The organism is Candidatus Paceibacterota bacterium (assembly GCA_035438625.1).
Taxonomy (GTDB): domain Bacteria; phylum Patescibacteriota; class Minisyncoccia; order Phycocordibacterales; family DAORIS01; genus DAORIS01.
In genome coordinates this window covers 16,150-42,929 of the sequence record DAORIS010000007.1, presented here as the reverse complement: position 1 = coordinate 42,929, position 26,780 = coordinate 16,150, and the positions used below count along the sequence as shown (strand labels likewise).

Genomic DNA, 26,780 nt, shown 5'->3' with positions numbered 1-26,780 from the left:
AGTTTGTTGAGACGGTGAAGTTTGTTGAGGAGGCGTTGGCGAGGGTGGTTTGGCCTGTGATGTTAACTGTTGAGTCAAAGATTGATGCTCCAGTGAAGCGTGAAGTTCCTGCGACTGAGAGGAGGTATCCTGGGGTGGTTGAGCCGATGCCGACGTTGCCTGTTGATCGATACACATCAGTGCCATTTGAGTCCCAAGTACCAACAATTCCCCCAGCAAGTAAAGTACCCTGCCAGTACAAATCACCCCCGTCGTTGTATAACGAATTAGTTGTATCAGCTGGTGACGTAACCGACTCAAGCAAAATATATTGAGCAAGCGATAGCGGTCCAGCAATGGACGAAGTACTTGTATCTGTAACAGCAAGTGCTGCCGAGAGGTCTACATCGAAATCAATATTCTCTAGATCGTCCTCCAAATTATTGATATCACCACTTAAATCAGAGATTCTGTCTCCCACATCTTCTCGAAGTGATTCTAAGCGACGGTTTAATAAGTTGTAAGTTGAAGCTGTAGTTAATTCATTAAAGCGAGCGTCAATTTGTGCCAACACTTCTTCACGTGTAATTCCAGGAACACTAACTTCACGAATAATTTGAACAGTCTCAGTATTATAAAAATGCTCAACAATTTCAGGTACTTGTGGTGTTACAACAAATGGATATGGTTCAACCGGAGTAACCTGTTGTGTTGGCAACTTAACAACCACTTCTCCCGGGTCAACAATTATTCCAGTTGTAACACCGGGCACTCGATCTTTTTCACACGTATATTCTTCACCAAATAATGGCGCAAAAAAACAATAAACTTTTTCAGCTACTGTTTCAATTGAAGCATTTAGAACATCTCGGATTCCTATAGAATCTGCAGCGTATACAGGTGTATGGGTTGCAAATAAAATTGCAACTAAAAATGCCGCAATCCGAATATACGATTTCACTCCTTAATCATAGCAATAATCTATTGAAAAGACCCCGAGTTTTCCCCGTATTTTGAGCTAATGCTCCTTTCTCCACTCCTCAATTTTTTTATGGTTTCCGGAAAGCAAAACTTTAGGGACTTTATAGCTTTTTTTACCCACTTTTAAGACCTCTGGACGGGTGTACACCTCATCACTTGCTTCACGTGAATCTTCAAGAGAATTAAAGTCACCCAAAACTCCTTCAATTTGTCGTGCAACAGCATCAATAACAATCATTGATGGAACCTCACCACCAGTTAAAACATACGGACCAATTGAATATGAAACTGACTTGAGAATTTTTCTTACCCGAGCATCAATTCCTTCGTACCTTCCTGAAATTAGGACAATGTCAGAGTATTTTTTTGCAATTATTTGTGCGTCAGGTGCAGAAAACTGTTTTCCTTGTGGAGAGAAGAAAATATATAATGGTTTATCACCACGTTTCTTAGAAAATTTCTTCTTTGCAGCAGCTGCAGCACGAAGTATGGGTTCAGCTTGAATTACCATACCAGGACCTCCTCCATATGGCTTTTTATCAATACGCTCATAGAGTCCCATTGCTGACCGATCAGCAAATTCTTTTGGGTTATAGAAAAAAGCACGGATTTTTCCGTCTTCGATTGCTCGTTTTAGGATAGATTCCCCTACATATGCCTTAACAGCATCAGGAAATAACGAAACGATATGAAATGTTGTTGGTCGAACTTTTTTCATTGAAAACATATTATACCATATTTGTGTAAAAAATCAATAACATTATTCGCATTAAAAAAGCCGCACTAGCCACTGGCTACTGCGGTTATACACATATTTTTACTCGTATCATGGCTTTGGAATGGCCAAAAATGCACTGTAAGCCGGGAAAACCATGTTCCGATGTACTAACTTAAACTCCCGGTAGACAGTCCTTTTGATCTCTTGTGCTTTCAGCATGCCAACCCGCGGTTTTCCCGTACGAGTTTTTGAGCCTAACGCGACGATAGGAAATTTTCGCTGAATATCTGGGTGCTGAGCGCCGAGAGCCAGTAAATGCTCAATCCTTCCGGGAACAAGACTGTATTCATCCAAACAAGACGTTACAGTCAATTCACCCAGTTCCTGTCCCGGCAGCACAAGTGACACTTCGATTTGCCGTGCCCCACTCCTCTGAATTTCAAATGTGTTGTTACTAATGACATCTGCACTATCGTACTCACCCGCAACAACCATCATCCCGGGTGACATAAAGCAGTCAACAGTAATTTTTACTGCTTGAAAGCTCCAACCACTCAGGCCAACTACTCGTTCTGCGAGAATTTTTCCACTGCTCATCGTAGCCTCCGTGCGCAGCAATTGCTGCAAGTTAGATTATATGTGAACGTACTCTATATATATTATAACACATTTTTATAAAAAGAAAAGGGCACCAGAGGGTGCCCTTTTCAAACATGTAAGGTTATTTACATTCCCAAGTCAGAAACTGCATCATCCACACTTTTCATAGTATGTTCACGTGAACCACCTTCTGGTTCGTTAATCTTGAGGTTTACTCGTGCATTGCCTTTCATACCTACCACACGCAGGAGTGTACGGATGGCTTTGGCGGTATTACCAGCCCGGCCAATAATCTTTCCCATATCTCCAGGGTTTACGGAAAGTGTGAGAAGTACTCCCATTTCATCAACTGTGCGGTCAATTTTTACATCTCCTGGGTTATCTACAAGTGCCTTCACTACCTGCTCAAGAAATTGCTGATCTGGGTTCATATGGTTGCGGTTTATGGGTAATGCAGAGAACTGCACTAATTAGTATAGCAAAAAGATGCCACGTGGTGGCAGCTTTTCCACTGTTTTTAAATTATTCAGCAGCAGGAGTTTCAGGCTCAGCGGCAACAGGAGCGACTGGTGCAGGTGCAGCAGCTTCAGCTCCCTCCTTTACGATAGGGCGCTTCTTAGGGAGAACGTTAATTTTCTTTCCAGCAATAACGCCTTTAGAAACAAGCATGTTGTGAAGAGTTCCAGAAACCTGGGCACCCTGTCCAATCCAATGCTTAATACGATCCTCCTTAAGAACCGTTGCGTCAGGGTGACGAGGATCATGTGATCCAAGCACTTCCTGGTATCGTCCGCTCTTGGTGCTATTAGTTGATTCAGTTAACACCACGCGAAAGGTAGGTTCGTGCTTTCGGCCAGTCCTTTGAAGTCTTATTTTCAGCATGGAGCGCATACTACAGTATTTCTATGATTCAGTCAAAAGAAAGCCGCCTTAGGGAGTCCTATAGGCGGCAATGGTGGAGAATGAGTGTGACGAGTAACTGCTGAGAAACGGAGGGTGGTGTTATGAGACTTCAAACGCAAGAAATTGCCCTCCTTCCATATGAAATCGATTTCGACTACGACGGTGGGTCACAAGACCTATCTCAGTCCTTTGTCCATCAGATGAACAAAACATTGGCATGTATGCTTCAGTTGGCATGCCGACACAAGTGGAAGTTTCAATTACAGGACCGAGTGCGACACATGGACGACCTTGTAGCGAAAAACTCATCGCCCCCAACAAAACCTCAAACACATTCCTTGGAGACCGGTAACATATGCCATCGATCACAAAGTACAGGTTTGAAGTATCTACAGTTGTGCCCCGAAACATACACCGATCGTATGGAACACAATGAGCTACCAGTGGCTCTTGATGGAACACACCTCGTGTATGCTCCCGCATGAGATACTCGACAAGTGCGGGGTGAATTCTCCATGCCGGATTGGAAAGTAGCGCCAAGACATCACGAGACTCAGCAGTAATGATTCCACGACATCCTTGTGTGGTTTCTGAAACAGCCATACGTCTCCCTTCTGTGGTTTTACACAACTCAGTAAAAAAAGAATGAACAAATACCCGTGCCTACTATGCCACAGATTCCCTTAATTAACCATGTCTGTTAGAGTAGTCCAATGAGAGGAGTTATAACTACCATAAACAAGGGCTACGGCCGCATTATTCCAATTGAAGACGGTGCTGAAATACCTAAAGGAAAGCTATTTCAAGCAAACGACGCAGTACGCATCACTGTCATGCCAGAATTTGTTAACACTGCCCTCCCTGGGGACGTTATTGAGTACCAATTAGAACCGGGTTCACCTGTCCCACAAAAAAGAAGCCCGAAAGTAATGGAACGCTTTGCTCAAGTCAAAAGCATTATTCAAAGAGCACGAATACAGCACGTCGGATACACCAAAGAATACGAAGGGAAGAAAATTTTCGTTGCCGACGACAAACGTATTTACACATTCTTTTATCCAACAGAAGATATTGCGCTTGGCAAAAAAGTTATTGCCCGAATTACAAAATGGGAGAACGGAATGCAACCACCGATGTGTGAAATCATCCAAGTTATTGGAAACAAAGGTGACCATAACGCTGAAATTCAGTCTTTGATGATCGACAAAGGCATCCAGGCAATCTTCCCTCCTGCTGTTGAACGTGACGCTGCAAAAATTAACGCAGAAGAACGAACAATTCCCGAGAGTGAGCGTAAAACACGACGAGATTTTACAAAAGCTGTCACATTTACCATCGACCCCAAGGACGCCAAGGACTTTGATGATGCTATTTCAGTTGAAAAATTACCAGTAGGAAAAAGTGAACAAAATCCAAGCGGTGAAGCTCGCTATATTATCGGAATTCACATTGCGGACGTATCATTCTTCGTGCGCTCTGGCACTGCACTTGATGACGAAGCACAGAAGCGCGCTACATCTGTATATTTGGTTGACCGTGTAATCCCCATGCTTCCTGAGGTACTTTCAAATGACCTCTGTAGCTTGAATCCATACGAAGAACGCCGGGCATTTTCTGCAGTATTTGAGATGAATGAAAATGGAGAGATTTTCTCTCGCTGGTTTGGACGAACTGCAATTGTCTCAAAGCACCGCTACAGCTATGAAGATGCGCAAGAAGTGATCGTAAACCAGGCCGGACAATTTGCTGAAGAAATGGGGGTACTTTCTCGCATCACCCGCAAACTTCGTGAACAAAAAATGCGTGAAGGTGCAATCGATTTCGATACTGAAGAAGTTAAGTTTATACTCGATGAAAATGGTAGCCCGCTTCGAGTTGAGAAAAAAACTCGTTTTGAAGCACACCGACTTATTGAAGACTTAATGCTTCTTGCAAACAAAGAAGTTGCTAAACATATTTCTGCCGCACACAAAAAACTTGGAGCCTCTGGAATGTACCGAATCCACGAAGGCCCTACAAAAGAAAAAATGGCTGACTTGTTACTCCTCTACAAGGCACTTGGCTATGATTTGAACGTAAAATTGGCTGAAGAAGACCCCCGTGCAATCCAACAGGTTCTCCAAAAACTCGAAGGAAAACCGGAAGCATCACTCATTAAAACCGCAACAATTAGAGCGATGTCAAAGGCAATTTACGCAACAGAAAATACTGGACACTATGGTCTCGCATTCCAATATTACACACACTTCACATCTCCAATTCGACGATACCCTGACCTTGAAGTACACAGACTTCTTCAGGCGGTCATCGATGGAAAAGTTAGTCGTGAGCACAAAGACAAAGCTCGATTGATGCGCATTGCGGAACAATCAACCCTCCAAGAAATTTCAGCAGCTGATGCAGAACGAGCATCTATCAAAATGAAGCAAGTTGAGTACATGAGTCGATTTATCGGACAAGAATTTACTGGTGTCATTTCTGGAATTAGTGAATGGGGACTCTACATTGAAGACGCAGAAACAAAATCTGAAGGTATGGCACGTCTTAAAGACCTTACTGACGACTATTACGCAGTTGAAGAGCGTATGATGCGTGCTGTTGGAATGAACAAGAAGAAGACATACTCACTTGGAGACAAAGTTATATTCCGCGTAGTTTCTGCAAACATTGAAGACCGAACACTTGATTACGCAATCGTCAAAAAACTAGAAGAATAGTTTATTTCGCTACTCGAATTGCTTCATCAAACTTCACTGAAAGTACCGAGGATGATCCTTCTGTCGACATTGTCACTCCGTAAAGAATAGTTGCGCGAGACATTGTTTCTCTATTGTGGGTAATTAAAATTAGTTGAGAGTGTTTTGCGAGTGCCTCAATCATATCTCCATATTTTCGAGAATTTGATTCGTCGAGCGCTGCATCAGTTTCATCGAGAATAATAAATGGTGGTGGATTAACCTGAGAGAGTGCAAAGAGAAGTGCGATAGATGTTAACGCTCGCTCTCCTCCTGAAAGCATGGTGAGGCCACTCACTTTCTTTCGTGGGAGTGAAACCGACACTTCGATTCCAGGAAGTGTTTCTTCATCAAGAACTTCAAGAGGAACCTCCTCACCTTCTTCCGGGTCAGCAGACGTTTTTACTTGCTTCTGTTCAACAGAAAGCTTTGCATCTCCTCCTCCGAACATAAGGGTGAAAAATTCTTTGAATTTATCGTTAATCTTCTTCATTCCTTCGGTAAACCTGCGACCAAGTTCATTGTCCAACTCCTTAACCATTCCAGAGAGTGACGTTTTGGACATCTCTAAGTCCTGTAATTCTCGCTTTAAGAATTCATCTCGCTCTGACGTTTCTTTGTATTCTTTTATAACCTCATCTCCAGTACCCAAACCAGCGTCTTCGATACGCATACGCATTCTTTCAAGCGCTCGTCGTGCTTCTTTCTGTGCACCTCTGTCCTCAAATATCGACTTTTCAATACCAGATGACAGCTGTTCATATTCCAAAACCTGTCTACCACACAAGTGTGCAAGTTCAGTGACGTCTTGTTTAAACATCGCCTCCTCATCCGAAAGATACTGCTTTTTTACTGCAGTTTGACTAACAACAGACTGCAATCGAGCTACTTCTGATTGAAGCGAAACCATCTCACGCTCCAGCGCAAGAAGTTCATAGCTAGACTGTACTTCTGCCTTTTCAGTAGCTTTTACCTTTGCCTCTAACTCTTCTCGTTCCTTTTCTACAGAAGTTAATTCTTGTTGAAGCACTTGAATATCAACATTTTTTCGCTCAATCTGTTCATGGAGGGATTTTTCTTCTTCTCGATTTCTTGATGTCAGTGAGACTTTCTCGTGAAGGGTTTGAAGTGCAACGGTTAGTTGTCGTGAGAGTTCTTTTACAGCCGAAAGATCAGCTGCGTGTTCCAAGCGACCTACGATTGATTCAATAGTTGAAACAACATGTGTCAATTCATTTCGGCTGATTGTGATACTACTTTCTGAAGCAGCAGAATCTTCAGCTCGCTTTAACATCTGGGAAAGGATGCTAATTTCTCCACCCTTTTTTGCAATGTCTTGTCGAAATGCCTCAGATTTTGAACGCAGACTTCTTAATTCAGCATCCATTTCATGCGCAATTGTATGCTCATGTTTTTGCTTCTGTGCATCTCCTTCTTGCCTGGAGCGGATATCAGCTTGCACATGATGAATTCGCTCGGTCAATTTTTGTAATTCCGCATGAGGCCCCGTATATTCAGTATCAAGTATATTTCGAGCGTGCCTAAGATATGCCGCTTCTTGGGTGCAATATGTTACTGCTTTATCTACAAGCTCCTTTCGTAACTCAGCAGCTTTTTCAAGTTTATCTACCTGCTTTTTTAAAAATGAAATATGCGGACCGATTTCACGTCGGAGTGATTCTACTCGTTCAATATTCTCTTCTGTCTTTTCAAGTTTCTTCTCACTTTCTCGTTTTCTGTATTGAAATAGCTTTAGTCCCAACGCATCCTCAATCATCCCGCGTCTCTCAATTGATGAAGCCATCAAAATCCGATCAGCTTCACCTTGGGAGATAATGTGATGCCCTGAGGCACCAATATTTGCGTGAGCTAATAGCTCAGTGACATCTTTTAGACGCACCCGAGTACCATTTATAAAATATTCATTGAGACCATCTCGGTGCACCACCCGCTCAAGTGATACCTGGTCAAAATCAATTGGGAGGACTCTGTTTCCATTATCAAATGTTAGCTTTGCTGACGCACGATTTAAACGACTTGCACCGGTTCCACCGTTGTAGATCATATCTTCTCCTTTCTTTCCGCGAAGTGATTTAAGTGACTGTTCACCAAGCGCAAACCGGAAAGCTTCAGCAACATTAGACTTACCCGATCCGTTTGGACCCACGATTGCGGAAATAGAACTTTCAAAGGTAAGAGTAGTCTTTTTTCCAAAAGACTTAAACCCAACGAGTTCTAGTGATGCGAGTCGCATGTCACTATTATAACCAACCTTTCTCTTCTAGTGCTTTTCTTGCTGCGGCAAGCTCTGCTTCTTGCTTTGATTTACCCTCACCAGTTGCGATTTGTTCGGTACCAATAAATACTCCTACAGTGAATTTCTTGTCGTGATCAGGTCCTGTTTCTTTTGTGGTTCGGTACGAAGGAGTGCTTCCAACAAACTCTTGCGCCCGTGCCTGGAAAAGACTCTTGGAATCAATCCAACTCTTATTTGCGAGTACAGCTTCAAGTTTCGGAAGTACGTGCGTATGTACAATTGCTTTTGCAGCTTCATATCCACCATCAAGGTATACAGCGCCAAGTACTGCTTCAAATGTGTTCGCTAAAATATATGTGCGAGCACGACCTGCATCTTTTGCTTCACCACGGGAGAGACGGAGACTCTCTCCCATGCCAAGTTCTGAGGCAACTTGCGCAAGTGTGTCTGAATTAACTAATGAAGAGCGGTACGCCGTTAAATCTCCTTCTGGGCTTTCTGGAAAATGTTCGTATAAATATGAAGTGACGATAAGTTCAAGGACTGCGTCTCCAAGGAACTCTTGTCGTTCATTGTGACCCAATGCTGCTGACTCTCGGTTTTCATTTACATACGAACGATGCGTCACAGATCTAAGTAGGAGTGACTTATCTTTAAAGGTGTATGAAAGCGACTTCTCTAGTGTAAGCGCTGATTGTTCATCTAAAATTGAGTTCATAGGACTATGCTGCGTATTTTTCGACAATCAAATTCACTGCTTTGGTAACTATTGGCAAAATATCATCGTAGAAATTTAAATCAACAATATCTTTGAGTTTAAACCAACGAGCGTCATCAAGTCCACCCTTTTCTTCTAGGTTTAATTCCTTGTATTCCGCCTGAGCGAGGAAATATGTAACATGCTTTCGTCGCTTTCCAGTTTCTGGGTTTGATGCGATATATTCATGCTCACCAATGTTTTCAAGAACCTTGATATCGATTCCGAGCTCTTCTTTAACCTTTCGTGCTGTACCATCCTCGTCCTTATCTCCTTCCTCAAGATGACCCTTACTGAGTGTCCAACGACCAAATACATCGTGCACAAGGGCCAAAAACACCTCACCAGTGTCCTTTTTAATAGAAAACACAACAGCACCACCTAGTTTCTCAACAGGCAGTGATTGGAGGTCAATTTTGCCTTTTGATACTTCATCTTTACCTGGCTCACCAATCTCTTTATAGACCGCACCAAGTACACCGTTTACAAACTTTCCAGACGTGTCTCCACCAAATGTTTTTGCCAGTTCGATTGCCTCGTTAATGGCAACTTTTGGAGGAACCTCTTTTCGGTCAGAAAATAGAAGCTCATAGAGACCGACACGGAGCACGTTTCGGTCGATGATTGAAATTTTATCAATTGGCCACTCAGGTGCGGCTTTTTCAATAATTTGGTCGAGATCAGCTTTCTTGGCTGCAATACCTACAGTCAATTTTTCCATATATGCTTGCTGTCCAACTCCTGGAGCAAAGTCCAATGAGTTACGGGCGATCATGTCTGAGAAATTCTCAATCGGATGGGTGTCGTTAAAATCCCATTCGTATAATGACTGTAGAACCACAGCCCGTGCAAGGTGCCGATTGGACATATAAATATATTGTACTAAAAGTCTAGGATTTGGCTATTTGCCAGCCTCAACCTTTCCAGCGTTTTCAGCCCGTTCTGCAATTGCACTTTTTCGGCCTTCCTTTTTCTGACTGTTCTTTTCTAGTCGTGCTGCTGCTGAATTCTTAAGTTCCACCTTTTTACCCTTTGCGTATGTACCGCAGTTTGCACATGCTCGGTGAGGAAGCTTTGCGTTTCCACATTCTGAGCATAGTGAAAGTGACGCAGCTGTAAGCGCGTGGTGGCTTCGTCGGCTAGCGGTCTGTGACCGCGTGTGTCTCATTCGTACTACCATAGTCGTCAGATCATAACATAAATTAGCTTCCTGGCAAGCTACGCCTGAGATTGGCCGTAACGGGAGCAAAAAGAGCGTCTATGGATGTTAGAAAGACCAAACTCTCTGATTGCCTGCCTGTGCCCCGCTGTTCCATATCCTTTGTGCTGACCAAAGCCATATGCAGCATATTTTTTACCCATTCGATCCATCAATCGGTCTCGAGTAACTTTCGCAACAATGGAGGCAAGTGAAATTACTTTCACTTTTGAGTCTCCTCTAATAATTGTTTTTTGATGATACCCTTCGGGTGCACGTAATCCTCCATCAAGATATACAAATGAATTATGTGGACCAATACCACGTGCCTCAAGTTTTTTTAACGCACTCACCATTGCTTGGTAAATTGCTTTGTTAATTCCGACAGTGTCAATTACAGATGCTGCAACAGAGGACACTTCAAACCACACCGTTTTGTTTCTCACTCGTGTCGCTTCAGCAAAAATATACTCACGCATTTCAGGACTCATTGCTTTTGAGTCGTCTGCGAGCGTAAGTACAGGTGGCTTTTTGCCATACGTACATACAGCAGAGACACCAACAGTGGTGGGACCAGCAAGCGGTCCTCGCCCAACCTCATCGATGCCAATTATGTATTCCGGACGGAAGTTACCCTTGCTTTTCATGGCCCTATTTTACCCTTTTTTATGGGATATTTTCATGAGTTATAATGTCAGCACATGAGCGATTTCGTCCACCTTCATACCCATAGCCATTACTCACTTCTTGCGGCCCTTCCAAAGATTCCTGACCTTGTAGAAGCTGCAAAAAATGCAGGGATGACCGCGCTCGCTCTCACTGATAACGGTAACTTGTACGGTGCAATTGAATTCTATAAAGAGTGCAAAGACGCTGGGATCAAAGCAATCCTTGGAAGTGACACATATATGGCAGCACGAGGGAGACACGACAAACAGCACGGCGTAGATAACAAATGGAGCCGACTCGTACTCCTTGCAAAGACTGACGATGGGTACAAAAACCTCATCAGAATTGTAACTGCCGGACACCTTGAAGGCTTTTATTACAAGCCCCGCATAGACAAAGAAGTACTTCGAGCAAACATCGGAGGATTGATTGCAATACTTCCATCATTTTCCGGTGAAGTGCAGCAAGCACTTAAAAACAACAACGAAGCAAAGGCACTCGAAACCTTGAACCACTACATTGAAATTTTTGGTAAAGACGATACGTACCTTGAAATTACCCACCACCCTGAAATTGAAAACCACAATGAGTTAACTAAGAAAACTATAGAATTTGCACGCAAACACGACATCCAACTTGTAGCAGCACAAGACGTGTACTACCTCTCAAAAGAAGACAAACCTGCCAGAACCACCCTTCTCTCGATTCAAAGTGGAGGTGACTCAAGTGAGAGAAAGTTTGGAAACGACGGAGAGTTTCATTTCATTACTGGTGAAGAAGCAGAGAAATTGTTTGCGGATATTCCTGAAGCAATTGCAAACACCAAAAAAATTGCTGACCAATGTGAAGTGAAACTCAACCTCGGCGCATGGAGATTCCCAGCGTACATTGTTGAAAGTGGTCGCTCATACGACGACGAACTTCGATACATCGTATATGAAAAAGGTCTTGCTCGACGAAAAATGGAATTGACCCCTATAGTAAAGGAACGTATTGAGTACGAACTAAATGTTATTAAAAACAAAGGATACGCACCATACTTCCTTGTAGTATCAGACCTCTTGCGCCACGCCCATGAGAACAAAATTCTCACGACTATTCGAGGATCAGTTGCTGGATCGATTGTCACATACCTTGCCGGTATTACAAATGTAGATCCAATTGCATACAAACTCCCCTTTGAACGATTCTTAAACCCAGAACGACCATCAGCACCTGATATCGACATGGACTACGCCGATAACCGACGTGACGAAATGATTGAGTACGCCAAGCGTACATATGGAGCAGACAAAGTGGCACAAATTGGAACATTCGGAACCATGATGGCTCGCGGAGCAGTTCGTGATGTAGCACGCGCCATGGGATTCCCGTACGCACTTGCTGACAGCATTTCAAAACTCATTCCTATGGGCTCACAGGGTTTCCCAATGACTATCGATAAAGCACTTGAGACGACTCCGGACCTAAAAGCGCAATACGACAAGGACGAAGACACTCGAACAATCATCGACATGGCAAAGAAAATTGAAGGCTGCGCACGACACATCTCAGTGCATGCAGCTGGTGTTGTTATTGCCCCAACTGCACTCACCGATTTCACTCCACTTCAACTTGATACAAAAGGTGAAGCAAAAATTATCACCCAGTTTGATATGCATGCCGTTGAAGATGCTGGTCTTCTTAAGTTCGACTTCCTCGGAATCAAGAACCTCTCCATCCTTTCTGATGCGGTCCAAAGAGTAGAGGAGGCGGAAGGAATCCATGTTGATATTGAAAATATTCCACTCGATGACAAAAAGACATTCCACATGCTCGCAAAGGGAGAAACGATTGGTCTTTTCCAGTTGAATGGATCAGGAATGACACGATTTCTTAAGGAACTTAAACCATCCTCAATCCACGATATTAATGCCATGGTGGCTTTGTACCGTCCAGGTCCAATGGAATCTATTCCTCAATATATTGAACGAAAACACAAACCAATTCTCGTTCAATACCTCGACCCTCGAATGAAGGATATTCTTTCTCAGTCATTCGGGGTTATTACATACCAAGACGACGTGATGTTAATTGCCATTCACCTCGCAGGATACTCATGGCTTGAAGCTGATAAGTTGCGTAAGGCAATGGGTAAAAAGATTCCAGCAGAAATGGAAGCCCAGAAAGAAAAACTGATGAAAGGTCTTCTTGAAAATGGAATGACACAAGAAAAAGCAGACCAACTATGGAAACTGATCGAACCGTTTGCTGCATACGGATTTAACAAAGCCCACGCAGCGAGTTATGGACGTGTGGCGTACCAAACGTCATATATGAAGGCGAACTTCCCTGCAATCTATATGAGTGCCGTACTCACTGCTGACTCGGGAGACACAGAAAAGATCGCTGAAATTATTGCTGAGTGTAAACGTATGGGTATTGAAGTACTTCCACCAGACATCAACGAAAGTCTCACAGGATTTGCCGCCATCAAAGGTGAGACTGTTATTGCTGGCGAACGAAAAGACAAGATCCGTTTCGGACTAACAACAATCAAAAACTTCGGAGAAGGAATTGCAGCTGCCATTATTGAAGAGCGAAAACGTGGTGGCCAGTTTGCATCCCTCGCTGATTTCCTTGAGCGTGTAACAGACAAAAATCTCAATAAAAAATCCCTCGAATCCCTCATCAAAGCGGGAGCACTAGATGCCTTTTCAGAGCGAGGGAAAATGCTTGCAAACCTTGAGTACCTACTCGAATATCACAAGGAACACAGTACCGGAAAACAACATGACAGTTTATTTTCTGGTGAAGCGTTTGCAGGAAGCGAAATAGACAGTCTCCGCATGGTTTCAGCTGATGAAGCGACACTTCCTGACAAGCTTGTATGGGAAAAAGAACTCCTCGGCTTATATATCTCAGGTCACCCACTTGATATGCACGGTGAAGCAATGAAGAAGTCTCAAATGACTATTAAAGATATTAAGGAAAACCTGCGTGAAGGAATGCAAGCAGTTGTCTACGGCTTACTGGAATCAGCAAATCCATTTCTCACAAAGAAAGGTGACAAGATGTTTTTCTTAAAAATTGCAGACTATACAAGCTCGATTGAAGCGGTCGTGTTTCCAAAACTTGCAAAGGAATTTGCTGAGATTATTGTTCCTGATACATGTATCGCGATTAAAGGACGACTATCTATGCGAAACGGAATACATTCTGTTGTGGTTGATAAGATTAAAAAACTTGGGCAACAACCAGCCAACACACAACCTGAGCCAGTATTAGTTGGTGAATAAAAAACACCACAAGAATCCGAGAGACTTGTGGTATTGTATTTAATTGTTACACCCGACGTACTGTCGAATGCATTAGTATTGCAAACCAAACCCAAAACGGTTAACGGTAGAGCTCTCAGTGACCAAGAACTTCAGTGAATACGGCTGATCGCGACCCGTACCAATCAAGACGCAAGGTACCGTACCGTCTTCGTACACACTTCCCGCACAAACAATCATCTTTTGACGATTGTCTTCTGAGAAGTAGTGATTGAAGTTGATCGGTTCGGTAAGCCACAGAAGTGCTTCGGTAACCGTACCGCATTTTTCAATGCCCATACGTTCCTTGAGCTCCTGCGAGATGTGCTGAGGATCCACGTAACCACCGATTTGTGGAAATTGGATCATAGACATTTTTCTTGCCTTCACCACATCGGCAACCCGTTTTGTGATGTCGGCAATAGGCTTGGGCCTTACGCCAACCTCCCATCGCTTGCCCCCCATTAGCTGGATGGCATTGATTGCCGCTGTCAGCGCATCAACCGAACCTCCTTCCTGACCCAATGGTTGCTGGGCCACCTTTAACTGCTGCACTCTGTTCGACCCCTGTCGTCGACGCATCTGCTGCGTTCCTTGAATCTGTGACGAGGACGAACGACCCGTACCCAATCCTTGGATATCGGCTGTCATTATGTAGCTCCTTATTGCTACAGTACTATGCTCAATCCGAAGACGATCTTCGGAACCTGTAAATTATGCTACTAAAAATATATTTGTCAATAAAAGGTATGTGCTAACCCTCTGTTATCATTCCCATATGAACAATTTAGATAACAAACGCCATTCCCTTGCCCACCTTCTAGCTGCGGCGGTAACCACCCTCTACCCTGACGCAAAACCATCAATTGGTCCTTTCACCTCAAACGGTTTCTATTATGACTTTGAATTTTCATCTCCAATTTCAGATAAAGACCTTGCTGCTATAGAAAAAAAGATGCGCGCAATCCAACCTAAATGGGACACATTTGATCGAACAGAAGTTTCAACAGATGAAGCAAGAAAACAGTTTGCAGGCAACGAATACAAACTTGAACTAATTGGTGACATTGAAAAAAGTGGTGAACCAATCACTCTTTACACTTCAGGTGAGTTTACCGACCTTTGTCGCGGTGGTCATGTTGAACACATGAAAGAAATTCCTTCTGATAGCTACAAGCTTGAACGTATTGCCGGAGCATATTGGAGAGGTGACGAGAAAAATAAGATGCTCACACGCATCTACGGACTCGCATTTGAAACAAAAGAAGCGCTTGATGCACATATTACCCAACAAGCTGAGGCAGAAAAAAGAGATCATAGAAAACTTGGTAAGGAACTAGACCTCTTTGTGTTTTCTGATGTTGTTGGCAAAGGACTTCCTCTCTGGACTGAACGTGGAGCAACTGTTCGACGAGAACTTGAGCGATTTATTGTCGATGAAGAAATTCGCCGTGGATATCGTCATGTGTACACTCCTGACATCGCAAAGATTGATTTGTACAAAAAATCTGGACACTATCCGTATTACAAAGATTCAATGTACGCTCCGATCACTATTGATGACGATGAATTTATGCTTCGTCCAATGACGTGCCCCCATCACTTTGAGCTGTATTTGAGTAAACCTCACAGTTACAAAGACCTACCGATGCGTATCGCAGAAATGGCAAAGCTATACCGCTATGAACAATCTGGTGAATTAACAGGTTTAATTCGTGTACGTAGTTTCTGTCTCGCTGATGCACATATTATTTGTAGAGACAGTGCACAAGCCGCAACTGAAGTTAATGGTGCGCTCGATTTAATTGAGTATATTTGTAATACGTTTGGACTCAAACTTGGAACAGACTACTGGTATCGCCTTTCACTTGGAGACCGAGCAGATGACAAGAAATACTTCAAAGATGATGCTTCATGGGATGAGGCTGAATCAAAACTACGTGAAGTACTCACAGCCCGAAACGCACACTTTGTTGAAGCACCTCAAGAAGCAGCATTCTACGGACCAAAAATTGATATCCAAATGAAGGATGTTCGAGGAAAAGATAACACTGCCTTTACTGTGCAGTATGACTTCGTTATGCCAGGACGTTTCAATCTTACTTACGTAGATTCTGACGGAAAGGACAAACAAGCCATTGTTATCCACCGCTCATCAATTGGGGCAATTGAACGTATTGTTGCATTCCTTATCGAACACTTCTCTGGAAACTTCCCTCTCTGGCTTTCACCAACACAAGTTTCAGTAATTCCAGTGAGCGATGCGCATGTTGAAGCTGCACAAAAACTTGGTAACACACTCAAAAATTCAAATATCCGTGTTGATATTCGAGATGACAAAGACTCACTTGGAAAGAAAATCCGTGCTGCTAAACAAGAAAAAACTCCTTATTGGATTGTTGTTGGAGATAAGGAAATTGAAAGTGGGACATACTCACTCGAGCACCGTTCCGGTACAAAATCCGAAGCAATGTCTGTTGGTAACGTAGCCGAATCTCTGATTAAAGAGATTACTGAGAAGCAAATTCGGTAACGTTTCTTACTCAAACAAAAAACCCCGCTTTCGCAGGGTTTTTTGTTTTGTCATTAAAGATCCGTTTTGGCTATTAACCTAGGTACGGATAAACCTTTTTTGCTGAGTCCAGTGTGACGAATTTCCACTCAGTCTCTGATTCCTGCACTTTCGCAATTTGTGAAAGTGCAGACTTAGCCCAATCAATATTTCCCTTTCCTGATACATAGAGTGCATCAATGAGGTCAGCTGAGACTGAAGTCTGGAGTGAAGAAGCAAAGTCTTCAATAGAAGCTGAGAATCCAATCTTTGGATCAACTACTGGTGTAGCTGATAGTACTGGAGCAACACTCGCAGCAACTGATGCTGTTGCGAGTGCTGTCTTTCGCTTAAGGAAGACATACGCTGCGCCACCTGTAATAGTCATAAGAGCTGCTACGAAGCCTGCGACTGCGGCGTTTTCCTTAATACCCGTGTACGGGATCTGAGTGAGATAGATTCCAGCAACCTGGTTATTGTTGTCATCAACAACCGTAACTGGACACTTGAATGTTTCTCGTTCGCTTCCTGATCGTACTTCAACTTCTACATCCTTTCGGCCTGCAGTGTCGAATGAATGAGTAAATGACTTGTCATCTGATAAGATTCCATCGTCACCTTCCCAGTCGTATCGGTAATTTCTACCGTTGTCAGGGTATGCTGTGAATCGTACTGATTCACCAACCTTAGGACGAGTTTCTGATGCTCGGCAATAACCATCAAGATCATCGTCGTCATTGTTATCCTCGTCATCAACTTCAGCTTCACAACGTGCTGTTCGTGTCTGACCATTTGAGGTTACACGTACTTCAGCATATTTATCACCTGAAGATGTATATCGCTTTGTAACACGTCGTTCATCGCCATCAAGACCGTTTGAACCACTCCAATCATAATCTACTGATCCAGGAGCATTCTGTACGTCTGCTGACCATGTGATTCGTTCACCTTCATCGATGCTTCGGTCATCAGCTTCACAAGTTACTGAGAAATTATCGTTGTTTTGATTAACAATGTTAACTACACATTGTGCTGAGGCTGATTGACCGTTAGATGTAACTGTAACAGTTGCGTTCTTTGATCCAGTTGAACTGTATGAACGTGAGACATTCTGGTCATTAGATGAAAGCCCGTCTGTTCCATTCCAAGAGTATGAGTATGAACCATTTCCGCCAGTTGCATTTGACCTCCAGTTCACTGTTGAACCAGTGTTAAAGTTCTGGTTGTTAGGCTCACATGTAACCGCGAGGTTAGATGTTGGATTCACGATGTTAACTCCACATTGCGCTGAGTCACTCTGGTTTCCAGATGTAACAGTTACTGTGGCAGTTTTCCATCCAGTCGAGTTGTATGTCTTTGAGATACTTCGGCTGTTTGCTGAAAGACCGTCTGTTCCAGTCCATGAATATGAGTATGATCCGTTTCCACCGGTAGCATTTGCATTCCAGTTAACTGATGATCCTACGTTATAGCTTTGGTTGTTTGGTTCACATGTTACATCCAAGTTTGGGTTTGGATTATTCTTGAGAGCATTGAATGCTGCACAATAATATGTCTGGCCAGCTTGTGGATTATCAATACGATCGTAGTTGTCGTAGTTTAATACGTCTACGCCACACCACATTTCAGCACTATAGTTGCTCTGTTGTGAGACAGCTGGAATGCTTTCTCCAACGCTAAATGGTACATATCCTGACTTAAGTACTTCACGTACCCAAAGGTATCGTGCGCCGTTAAGATCAACTGTTGTCTGTGCGCGACCATTTGAGTTGGTTGTTCCGAGTGTCTTCCACTGATCATACGCATCGTTAGAGAATCGGTTTGTAGGTGCGTTACCAATATGGTCACCTGGAGTGCTGATTACACCACCACGGCCAACATTAGAGTTGTTATTTGGTCCATAACCCCATTGGAAATCCCATCCTGATACAAGTCGGCACTTACCGTTACTTGAATTCACGAAGTTTCGTGCAGTTGATTCAGTGATGTTTGTTGAACCAGCGCTCCAGTTAGGAAGGTCAGCTTCAGAATCACACACAACCTTATCAGTTACGATTGTAACTCGTTGTGGATTAGGAGTATTTGAACAAAAATTATCATTTGTTACTCGCATTTCACCTGTAAGGAGACGATCTCCGTAGAGATTTGTACCAGAGAAGTTTGTAATCAAATCACCGTAGAAGGCGTCGATTTGGTATGCACAAGTTGGAGCATCGACATTCAATGTAATTGTTTGTCGGGGTGCGATTGTAACAACTTCACTGTCAAATAGTTGCTGGTTAACAATAACCCTGTCGAACATCTTGTATGAAGCAAGACCGACTTTATAGCTACAGTGTTCAGATGTGTTTGTAATCTGAGCACCTGATGTTCCAATAAAATGTGCCCGAAGGTCAACTTCCTGGTTTGGCACACAGTCAGCTGGTGTAGGACATGAGATACGAGTCTTTGCTTCGTTTGATGTAACAGAAGCGATTCCGTTTGCTGTTACAGTTGCACGATGCTTGATCTCTGAATTACATGTTGCATCATTCTTAACCTTAAACACCAACCAAAGGTTGATTTCTTGTCCGGGGTTAAGTGTGTTCATACGACACTCGATGTTATTTCCAACAAGAGAACAGTTTCCTGAACTTTCGTTTGAAAGGAACGTAACACCGCTATTTGTCATAGGGTCGACGACATGAACGTTTGAAGCAGCAACACTTCCTGTGTTTTTAACACGGATAGTGAAACCTGCCTTACCATCTCGTTCGACGATAGTCTTGTCAGCAGTAGCTGAAATTTCGAGTCGGGCTCCTGTCTCGGTTGCTTGTGCAAATGATGCACTTACACCGATTGCAAGAAAAGCCGCGAGGGCGAAACATGCGATTTTTGTAATGTTTTTCATAATGTTTGTTAAATGGCAACTATTTGTAATTGCACTGTCAATTATATCATACTTTATGATTTTGTCAAATATAAGATTTTGACAGTCCAACGGCGCCAGACTTATATATTTACCCCGGGAAGCGTAGCGGTTGAGACAAGTTCTGCTTCTACAACATAACGATCCTCCTTCTGTCCAAGTACGTTACATGTCACAAGGGTGAGCATGTTCTTTCCTGCAGTAAAATCTACATAAATATCACTGTCTTTGGCAAGGCGTACACTCTTGACTTGGTACGTATATTCGTGACTTATTGATCGAACAGTAATAGCATCTCCGCTCTTAAGAAGTTTAAGTCCATTGAAAGCCTTGTACGCCTGGTTGTTTACAACCTTGAAACTAGTGCTGTGTCCGAAGATAAGTGTGTTTCCTTCACCAAGTGATGGAGAATCCGCATAGCGAACCACTCCACGAGTAAGATAGTCGTCCATGACAGCAATTGCTGTACTCTTTGGGTTTGCAACCTTCACATCAACACCCACTTTAGGAATGATGATTCGAACTGGGTCGTTACCTTGTTGCACGGTTTGTGGAGCGGCAACCACTGGTTGTACTTGCGTACGAGTTGGTTCGTTTCCTTGTACTGGAGTAGTTGAGGTTGTAGCAATTTCATTTGAAGGAAGTGTCGCGAGTGCTCGCTCAATAGCAGCTTCCCTGTCTCCTTTCTTCACTGTCTGGAGAGACGCCTCAGCCATAAGTACTTCGGGAACAAATCCTGCTACATACATGACAGCGTAGACAATACAGAATACTGTGTAGACACAAATTGAGAGCCCTACTTTATGTGCCCAGAGTACATGAACCATGTTGTTGGTAAATGAATCTTGCTGAGATTCAACATAATATCCTCCTGAAACCAGTGCTGGAGTAAGACGAGGAAATAGATTTGGGTTGGTGGACGCAAAAGCACTAGGTGCGCTGATTGGCATCCGTGTAGGAGAGACGTTATATGGTGTTATTACCTCCTGATGTACAACCGGAGTTGGAGCTGATGCAGGACCAAATAGACCCATCATTCTCCTTCCTTCTGGCTTACCATTTGCCTGCATGGCTTTGATAGCATCAGATGGAATGATATATGCTCGCTCTGAAAACGGCCTTGTACGGCCACGGGAGTTCGCTTTTTTGAAAGCAGCGAACTTTTCTTCAAGATCTGCGATGTGTTTACTAAAACTCATAATATCCACATTATACACTATTAGATTGAAAAGTCAAGTACCCCTCCTTATCGTTATCCGATAAGCTTTTAGTACTGGCTGACAAATATCAGATACCGATCATACAGGAGATATTCCAGGCGCAATTTCTTGACAAGTAATACATTTATTGATATAATATACCCACTATGGAAGATACAAAGATAAACCAAATGCCGGAGCTCCCAGGAGCAGTTATCATAAACGAACATGTTCATGTTGATGCTTCCCCAGAAGGTGAAGCATTTCCTGGATATACCCCTCCACAACCTATTGCTCCCCCACCACAAAAGAAGAAGACCGTAACAAAACTCCTCGGTCTTATTGCACTTCTTGTATTCCTTATCGGTATTATGGTACTAACCGTTATCTTCGTTCCTCGTATCGCAAAACTCCTTTCAGATCGTATGGATGACTCAAATGAAGGTATTGCAACCGTCACATCTGACAGGAGCCGAATACAATCTGGTGATATCGTCCTCATCTCATGGGACGGTCCAGTTCGCCTTGAAGGAGCATATACAATTTCATACCCATGTAAGGCAGGTATTTCAGCAACCTTCCACAGCGGCGAAGAAATGGTCTGTGAAGAACCATTCTTCTTCTCTTCTACTGATAACACAGTAGCTGTACGCCTCGCTTCTACAAATACTGGCAATGTTGATGTCCCTCTCTATATTAATTACAAAGACATCGAAGAAAATACTTCAATCATCGGTGATGCTATTATCGCAGTTGAAGGAACAGGTACATCAAACGGTGGATTCTTGGGATCACTCTTTGGTAACAATGGTTCAACAAATACAAACGAGCCAACCGAAGAAGAACCTGTAAACGAGGAGCCTGTCTATGAAGAACCCGAAACACCTACTGAAGAAACTCCAGTAGAACCAACTCCAACTACACCTCGACCAACAACTCCAACACAGACATCAAGTCCAGCCGATCTTCAGGTGTATCTACTTGAAACTGGATACCTTGATGGAAACAACGTATTTATCCGAAACCAAAACATTCCATCAGGCAGAATGGCGGCACTACGCTTCGTTGTAACAAACGGAGGTGGACGCCTTTCAGGACCATGGTCATTCTCAGCATCCCTCCCAAGTGATACAGACCCAACATACACATCTCCAGTTCAGACATCTCTTGCACCAACATCACGAGTTGAATTCACACTCGGATATAGCCCTCGAGCAAACGGTGGAACTGCAGTAATTGCAGTTAATGCTGACCGATCTGTCACTGAATCTAACTACGGAAACAACGTTCTCCAAGTCAATCAATAACAGTTGACTTAGATTCGAGGTAGCGGTAGCGTACTGGGCATAAGTCAGGACGGATCGTTTCCGTCACCGTTTTACACAGAAGGAGACTTCTATATGCAGTCGTCTAAGCCCGCAGAGTCCCAGCCTAAGGTTAACCCGAAATACTGGTGGGCACTTGGTGCCGCCATCGTCGTCGGTGTAATCATTTGGCTGACGATGTACTGATCGACTTAAACACCCAACGTATCCACTGGTGATATGTTGGGTGTTTCTATTTGCACTAATTGACTTCCTTCTGCGAAAGGCTCATGATGTGACAAAGTTCAATTTTTTACCGAAAGGAGTTCTATTGTGCCGGAAAAAACATCCGAATCACAAACTGGATCCCCAGTTCTTGAATACCTTCTGATAGCAGGTCTACTCCTCGTGGCATCGATTGCAATAATCTCCGCTATCGTGCGGTACTGAGCGGAAACGAAAAAAGCCCCCGAATCTCGGGGGCTTTTCCTATGTAACAATTAGATATCTAGGTTTGCGAGTTTTGCGTTTGACTGGATAAAACTCTTTCGTGCAGGAACATCAGTTCCCATAAGCATGTCGAAGATCTTGTCTGCCTCTTGTGCATCATCAATATCAACTTGCTTAAGCACACGCTTTTCAGGATCCATGGTTGTTTCCCACAACTCCTCAGCGTTCATTTCTCCAAGACCTTTGTATCGCTGTACTGAAATCTTAGGAGTCCTTCCTTTTGCTGTTGCTTCCTCTTCTGTTTCAGATGCCCCCCCTTCTCCTTCAGGAAGTTCTTCTTCAGTTATAATCTCTGCACCCATTGATCCAGTGATTTTAATTTTTTCTTCTTCAGAATACACATAGTGAACCTCCTTTCCTTTTTTTATTTTATATAGAGGTGGCTGGGCAATATAGATAAATCCTCCATCTAGTAGTGGGCGGAAATATCGGTAAAGGAGGGTCAAGATAAGTGTGCGGATGTGTGCTCCATCAACATCGGCGTCCGTTGCAATAATTACCTTGTGATATCGAAGCTTACTAATATCAAATGTGTCTCCAATAGCTGTTCCCATAGCAAGCACAAGATTCTTAATCTGTTCGGATGCAAGCATTCGATCAAGGCGAGCGCGCTCAATGTTCAAGATCTTTCCTCGAAGTGGAAGAACTGCCTGTGTTCGGCGGTCACGTCCTGTCTTTGCAGTACCCCCAGCTGAGTCTCCCTCTACAATGAAGATCTCTGACTCTGCTGGATCTTTTGCCTGACAATCAGCTAGCTTTCCTGGAAGTGTCATTCCCTCAAGAGCTCCCTTTCGAAGCACTGAGTCTTTTGCGGCTTTTGCAGCCTTACGAGCCTTAAGTGCCAAAAGTGACTTTCCAACAACTTGCCGTGCGTCGTCAGGATTCTCTTCTAGAAATGATGAGAACGCCTCAGAAAATACAGATTCCACCATTGCACGAGCCTCAACTGTTCCAAGCTTTGCTTTGGTCTGTCCTTCGAACTGAATTTCGCGGATCTTAACTGAGATAACCGCTGTCAATCCTTCAAGCACGTCTTCACCGGTGAAGTTATCTTCCTTCTCTGAAACTAGATTATTCTTTCGTGCGTACGCGTTAATTGTTCGAGTAAGTGCTGTCTTAAATCCAGTGATATGTGTTCCTCCTTCAGCTGTGTAGATGTTGTTTGCAAACGCGAGCACTCGTGGAGTGATGTCATCAACATATTGAAGCGCCACTTCAACAGACTCATACTCATTTGTCTTCTTTTCAGTATAGAAAATATTCTTATGCAACGGCTTCTGCATCTGGTTGTAGAAGGCAATCAATGATTTTAATCCTCCTTCGAAATAGAATGTTTGTGAAGGAACATCGAGGTTCAATTCTCGAATGTAGTTAACACCTTCAAGGTTAATTTCACCTTCATATCCACGTGCATCAAGCACTGAAATTCTAAGAGATCGAACCAAATACGCCTGCTGACGCATGTGGGTTACAAGACGATGGAAATCAAATGTCTGTTTTCCGAAGATTTGTTCGTCGGGCTCGAACATTACAATCGTACCGTTTGATTCTGACGTACCAATCTTTTTAACAGAAGCCTTTTTCACTCCTCGTGAATACTCCTGCATGTACCTACCACCATCTTTGTTAACTTCAACACGACAAAGTACTGAAAGCGCGTTTACCACTGATGCTCCCACTCCATGGAGACCTCCTGAAACCTTATATCCTTCTCCTCCGAATTTTCCTCCGGCATGGAGTGTTGTCATAATCGTTTCAAGTGCAGAAACTTTTGTTTGCTTGTGGAGATCAACTGGAATACCTCGTCCATTATCAACTACACGTACTCGCTCTCCCGGAAGAAGCGCGACTTCAATATCATCAGCAAAGCCTCCCATGGCTTCATCACGTGAGTTGTCGAAAATTTCTGTAATGAGGTGATGGAAACCATCTGGACCAGTGGTTCCAATGTACATTCCGGGACGCTTACGTACCGGCTCTAGTCCTTCAAGGACGGTAATGTCCTGAGCATTATAATTATGTCCTGATGCGTCCTTAGAACTGTTTTTTGCCATCCGGTAATTATACCAAAATACGTACCATTTGTCTTTGGGTATAAGTACCCAAAAACGCCTGACCTGGGTCGTTTTTAAGCCGTTTGGACACATAAAAAGCCGATAGACACTGGGGTGGTGCTACCGGCCACATGACGCCTCCGCAAAACGTCACATTGTGTCAAATCATACGCTGCAAACCTTACCTGTCAAATATATACTTAGCAGCAAAAAACTACCTAACCACAAATCCTGCCTCCGTCATATCTTTTGAAATATCTGCCATTATCGCATCAATGTCTTCTGCAAGGAGTGTCTTTTCGTGCGACTGAAACACTACTCTATATCCATACGATGTTTGACCAGAGTCTTTCTTTTCAAACACATCGAAGAGTGACGAATGCACCGCTAACTCTCCCGCTCGATGTTTAATCGAAGAGATAATTTTTTCATCTGTTTGCCCCGTTGGAACAAGCACTGCGATATCTCGGACAATGTAAGGATATGGAGAAAATGGCTGATATTTTTCCATTGGATGAATAACTGTCTGGAGTGGTTCTGTTGCAATATTTTTTTCTTTTACGATCGCAACTAGTTCATCAAGTGGAATCTCAAAAGAAGCAGTTTTTTCTTTTGTTTCAATAGTTGTAGTTATAGAAACAGTAGGAATCATTGCTTGTATCTTTTGTGAAATCACAGAGAGAATCTCTTCTGCCTTAGCAGTTACAACTTTAGCTTTTTGTCGCGCTGAAGAAACTGCAACCGCAAGCCACAGTGACTCACCGTGTAGAGTAAACACACTTCCGATTTCAAATACAATAACTGGATCCATTCTAAGAAGATCGCCATTACGTGCATTTTTTTCTGCCTCAGCTGCCACATACTGTACAAGTGACGAGCGTAATTTCATCCGCTGTGGACTTGGTGCGGAAAGTACCTCTAATTCACCACTAGGTACAAGTGAGTACGCAAGAATCTCGTGTGCACCTACGCCAACTAATTCATTCTTAAGAATTTCTAAAAACTGCCAAACGGATGCGATTTTGGTTGTAGATACTGATTGAACTTCAGGAACAACAGGTGTAATTTCTTCATATCCAATAATTCGTCCAACTTCTTCAACAAAGTCTTGGTCGATTACCATGTCATTTCTCCACACAGGTACGTGCCACAATAGTTTGTCATCTTTCTTTTCACACTCCCATCCAAAAATATGCGCGGTTGATATACACTGTTCATCTGAAACAGGAACACCTAAAAAGCGAAAAATTTCTTTTGATGAAACAGTTTTAAATACACTACCAACAGCAGGTGTTCCGTGTTGACCATATGAAACAATAGTTACCGTACCGTACACAGCTTGTACAAGTGCCATTGCATACTCCATTGCGACTGTAGTCCAGTATGAAGAAATAGCATTTTCAAATCGCTTTGAGGCATCAGTTTTAATACCGTGAGCTTGCCCGGACTTTCGAATACTTGTTGCGTCAAAGTTTGCTGATTCAAAAATAAAATGTGTTGTGTCGAGCCCTGCTTCTGCTTTTCTTCCACCTTTAATTCCAGCAAGACCAAGGACACTAGAATTATCAGCAATAACTAAATCATCTTGAGTTAGTGATAGCTCCTTCCCATCAAGCGTTGTCATCGACTCACCTTTTTGTGCAGAACGAACAACAATAGTGCCATCAAGCTTATGCGCGTCAAAGACATGCATCGGCTGACCAATATCAAGCATCACAAGGTTCGCAATATCAACAAGTGGATTAATAGACCGCTGTCCGACAGAAGCAAGTGCATCTTTAATACGATCATATACCTCTATATTCGCCACCTCTGCAACAGTTCCCTCAATCGCAATATATGTAGAACAAGCCCCTGATTGAACTTGTAATGGATACACGGGAACATTTACATACGAAACAGTAGGGACCTGTATTAATACACTCTTAACTGTGGACACACCGAGTATTGCACCAATCTCTCTTGCCATTGATGCATGTGACAACAAATATCCCGCCCGATCAGGAAGTACTTTGATATCAATAAGTGTATGGTTGCTATTTGGTATTTTTTCTACACCATCAACTTCTGCTAGTTGATTTGTAATACGAGAAGAAAGCGTCTCCGCATCTGGAAGTGGTGTGTCGAAATATGATTGTAACCAGGAATATGAAAATTTCAT

At 43.1% G+C, this 26,780-nt stretch carries 20 protein-coding genes; 4 read left to right on the top strand and 16 right to left on the bottom strand.

The window, feature by feature from the left end:
* The 6 genes from PLF31_03265 to PLF31_03240 all read right to left on the bottom strand — a co-directional run.
* Nucleotides 1-940, bottom strand: a 940-nt coding sequence (locus PLF31_03265; GenBank protein HRH26459.1) for a hypothetical protein, incomplete at its 3' end; no start/stop codon positions are given.
* A 57-nt stretch (nt 941-997) separates the two neighbouring features.
* Nucleotides 998-1,678 carry a tRNA (guanosine(37)-N1)-methyltransferase TrmD gene (locus PLF31_03260; protein ID HRH26458.1) on the bottom strand — a complete coding sequence of 227 codons (681 nt, stop codon included), beginning with the start codon at nt 1,676-1,678 and terminating at the stop codon, nt 998-1,000.
* A gap of 108 nt (nt 1,679-1,786) precedes the next feature.
* The gene (locus PLF31_03255) at nt 1,787-2,275 is read right to left on the bottom strand and encodes a hypothetical protein (protein ID HRH26457.1); all 489 of its coding nucleotides are present in this window, start codon (nt 2,273-2,275) and stop codon (nt 1,787-1,789) included.
* Between the two features lie 128 nt (nt 2,276-2,403).
* Nucleotides 2,404-2,709 (bottom strand): KH domain-containing protein, encoded by a 306-nt coding sequence (locus PLF31_03250; GenBank protein ID HRH26456.1) that lies wholly within the window; start codon nt 2,707-2,709, stop codon nt 2,404-2,406.
* Nucleotides 2,710-2,800: 91 nt separating this feature from the next.
* On the bottom strand, nt 2,801-3,160 hold the full coding sequence (gene rpsP / locus PLF31_03245) for a 30S ribosomal protein S16 (GenBank protein ID HRH26455.1): 360 nt from the start codon (nt 3,158-3,160) through the stop codon (nt 2,801-2,803).
* A 120-nt stretch (nt 3,161-3,280) separates the two neighbouring features.
* Entirely contained in the window at nt 3,281-3,784 is a 504-nt protein-coding gene (locus PLF31_03240; protein HRH26454.1) for a hypothetical protein, read from the bottom strand.
* Between the two features lie 110 nt (nt 3,785-3,894).
* Here PLF31_03240 and rnr point away from each other — a divergent pair, with 110 nt between their 5' ends.
* Nucleotides 3,895-5,898, top strand: coding sequence for a ribonuclease R (gene rnr / locus PLF31_03235; GenBank protein HRH26453.1), 2,004 nt, complete (start codon nt 3,895-3,897; stop codon nt 5,896-5,898).
* A 1-nt stretch (nt 5,899) separates the two neighbouring features.
* Here rnr and PLF31_03230 read toward each other — a convergent pair whose 3' ends face one another.
* Genes PLF31_03230 through PLF31_03210 form a run of 5 tightly spaced genes read right to left on the bottom strand, consistent with a single transcriptional unit; the run spans nt 5,900 to nt 10,775 of the window.
* Complete coding sequence (locus PLF31_03230; GenBank protein ID HRH26452.1) at nt 5,900-8,170, bottom strand: AAA family ATPase; 2,271 nt, start codon at nt 8,168-8,170, stop codon at nt 5,900-5,902.
* Nucleotides 8,171-8,177: 7 nt separating this feature from the next.
* The gene (gene rnc, locus PLF31_03225) at nt 8,178-8,891 is read right to left on the bottom strand and encodes a ribonuclease III (protein HRH26451.1); all 714 of its coding nucleotides are present in this window, start codon (nt 8,889-8,891) and stop codon (nt 8,178-8,180) included.
* 4 nt (nt 8,892-8,895) lie between these two features.
* A complete protein-coding gene (nusB, locus tag PLF31_03220; GenBank protein HRH26450.1) occupies nt 8,896-9,798 on the bottom strand; it encodes a transcription antitermination factor NusB in 903 nt (300 codons plus the stop codon).
* Nucleotides 9,799-9,831: 33 nt separating this feature from the next.
* On the bottom strand, nt 9,832-10,098 hold the full coding sequence (gene rpmF, locus PLF31_03215) for a 50S ribosomal protein L32 (protein HRH26449.1): 267 nt from the start codon (nt 10,096-10,098) through the stop codon (nt 9,832-9,834).
* A 50-nt stretch (nt 10,099-10,148) separates the two neighbouring features.
* A complete protein-coding gene (locus tag PLF31_03210) occupies nt 10,149-10,775 on the bottom strand; it encodes a ribonuclease HII (protein HRH26448.1) in 627 nt (208 codons plus the stop codon).
* Between the two features lie 54 nt (nt 10,776-10,829).
* Here PLF31_03210 and dnaE point away from each other — a divergent pair, with 54 nt between their 5' ends.
* A complete protein-coding gene (gene dnaE / locus PLF31_03205) occupies nt 10,830-14,075 on the top strand; it encodes a DNA polymerase III subunit alpha (protein ID HRH26447.1) in 3,246 nt (1,081 codons plus the stop codon).
* 72 nt (nt 14,076-14,147) lie between these two features.
* Here dnaE and PLF31_03200 read toward each other — a convergent pair whose 3' ends face one another.
* On the bottom strand, nt 14,148-14,744 hold the full coding sequence (locus tag PLF31_03200; protein ID HRH26446.1) for a hypothetical protein: 597 nt from the start codon (nt 14,742-14,744) through the stop codon (nt 14,148-14,150).
* Between the two features lie 127 nt (nt 14,745-14,871).
* On the opposite strand from PLF31_03200, the gene thrS reads away from it, so the two are divergent.
* A complete protein-coding gene (gene thrS / locus PLF31_03195; protein ID HRH26445.1) occupies nt 14,872-16,626 on the top strand; it encodes a threonine--tRNA ligase in 1,755 nt (584 codons plus the stop codon).
* Nucleotides 16,627-16,699: 73 nt separating this feature from the next.
* Here the strand turns inward: thrS and PLF31_03190 are convergent, their stop codons facing one another.
* Together PLF31_03190 and PLF31_03185 are read right to left on the bottom strand one after the other, a co-directional pair.
* Nucleotides 16,700-19,534 (bottom strand): PKD domain-containing protein, encoded by a 2,835-nt coding sequence (locus tag PLF31_03190; GenBank protein ID HRH26444.1) that lies wholly within the window; start codon nt 19,532-19,534, stop codon nt 16,700-16,702.
* A gap of 101 nt (nt 19,535-19,635) precedes the next feature.
* A complete protein-coding gene (locus tag PLF31_03185; GenBank protein ID HRH26443.1) occupies nt 19,636-20,751 on the bottom strand; it encodes a sortase in 1,116 nt (371 codons plus the stop codon).
* Between the two features lie 167 nt (nt 20,752-20,918).
* Here PLF31_03185 and PLF31_03180 point away from each other — a divergent pair, with 167 nt between their 5' ends.
* The gene (locus PLF31_03180; protein ID HRH26442.1) at nt 20,919-22,058 is read left to right on the top strand and encodes a hypothetical protein; all 1,140 of its coding nucleotides are present in this window, start codon (nt 20,919-20,921) and stop codon (nt 22,056-22,058) included.
* Between the two features lie 497 nt (nt 22,059-22,555).
* Here PLF31_03180 and PLF31_03175 read toward each other — a convergent pair whose 3' ends face one another.
* The gene (locus PLF31_03175) at nt 22,556-24,619 is read right to left on the bottom strand and encodes a DNA topoisomerase subunit B (GenBank protein ID HRH26441.1); all 2,064 of its coding nucleotides are present in this window, start codon (nt 24,617-24,619) and stop codon (nt 22,556-22,558) included.
* Nucleotides 24,620-24,833: 214 nt separating this feature from the next.
* Nucleotides 24,834-26,780 carry a phenylalanine--tRNA ligase subunit beta gene (locus PLF31_03170; GenBank protein HRH26440.1) on the bottom strand — a complete coding sequence of 649 codons (1,947 nt, stop codon included), beginning with the start codon at nt 26,778-26,780 and terminating at the stop codon, nt 24,834-24,836.

Bases quoted from the DNA above. Each gene is read 5' to 3' on its own strand.
- PLF31_03260 (HRH26458.1), bottom strand. From the start codon at position 1,678: ATGAAAAAAGTTCGACCAACAACATTTCATATCGTTTCGTTATTTCCT.
- PLF31_03255 (HRH26457.1), bottom strand. From the start codon at position 2,275: ATGAGCAGTGGAAAAATTCTCGCAGAACGAGTAGTTGGCCTGAGTGGT.
- PLF31_03250 (HRH26456.1), bottom strand. From the start codon at position 2,709: ATGAACCCAGATCAGCAATTTCTTGAGCAGGTAGTGAAGGCACTTGTA.
- rpsP (HRH26455.1), bottom strand. From the start codon at position 3,160: ATGCTGAAAATAAGACTTCAAAGGACTGGCCGAAAGCACGAACCTACC.
- PLF31_03240 (HRH26454.1), bottom strand. From the start codon at position 3,784: ATGGCTGTTTCAGAAACCACACAAGGATGTCGTGGAATCATTACTGCT.
- rnr (HRH26453.1), top strand. From the start codon at position 3,895: ATGAGAGGAGTTATAACTACCATAAACAAGGGCTACGGCCGCATTATT.
- PLF31_03230 (HRH26452.1), bottom strand. From the start codon at position 8,170: ATGCGACTCGCATCACTAGAACTCGTTGGGTTTAAGTCTTTTGGAAAA.
- rnc (HRH26451.1), bottom strand. From the start codon at position 8,891: ATGAACTCAATTTTAGATGAACAATCAGCGCTTACACTAGAGAAGTCG.
- nusB (HRH26450.1), bottom strand. From the start codon at position 9,798: ATGTCCAATCGGCACCTTGCACGGGCTGTGGTTCTACAGTCATTATAC.
- rpmF (HRH26449.1), bottom strand. From the start codon at position 10,098: ATGAGACACACGCGGTCACAGACCGCTAGCCGACGAAGCCACCACGCG.
- PLF31_03210 (HRH26448.1), bottom strand. From the start codon at position 10,775: ATGAAAAGCAAGGGTAACTTCCGTCCGGAATACATAATTGGCATCGAT.
- dnaE (HRH26447.1), top strand. From the start codon at position 10,830: ATGAGCGATTTCGTCCACCTTCATACCCATAGCCATTACTCACTTCTT.
- PLF31_03200 (HRH26446.1), bottom strand. From the start codon at position 14,744: ATGACAGCCGATATCCAAGGATTGGGTACGGGTCGTTCGTCCTCGTCA.
- thrS (HRH26445.1), top strand. From the start codon at position 14,872: ATGAACAATTTAGATAACAAACGCCATTCCCTTGCCCACCTTCTAGCT.
- PLF31_03190 (HRH26444.1), bottom strand. From the start codon at position 19,534: ATGAAAAACATTACAAAAATCGCATGTTTCGCCCTCGCGGCTTTTCTT.
- PLF31_03185 (HRH26443.1), bottom strand. From the start codon at position 20,751: ATGAGTTTTAGTAAACACATCGCAGATCTTGAAGAAAAGTTCGCTGCT.
- PLF31_03180 (HRH26442.1), top strand. From the start codon at position 20,919: ATGGAAGATACAAAGATAAACCAAATGCCGGAGCTCCCAGGAGCAGTT.
- PLF31_03175 (HRH26441.1), bottom strand. From the start codon at position 24,619: ATGGCAAAAAACAGTTCTAAGGACGCATCAGGACATAATTATAATGCT.
- PLF31_03170 (HRH26440.1), bottom strand. From the start codon at position 26,780: ATGAAATTTTCATATTCCTGGTTACAATCATATTTCGACACACCACTT.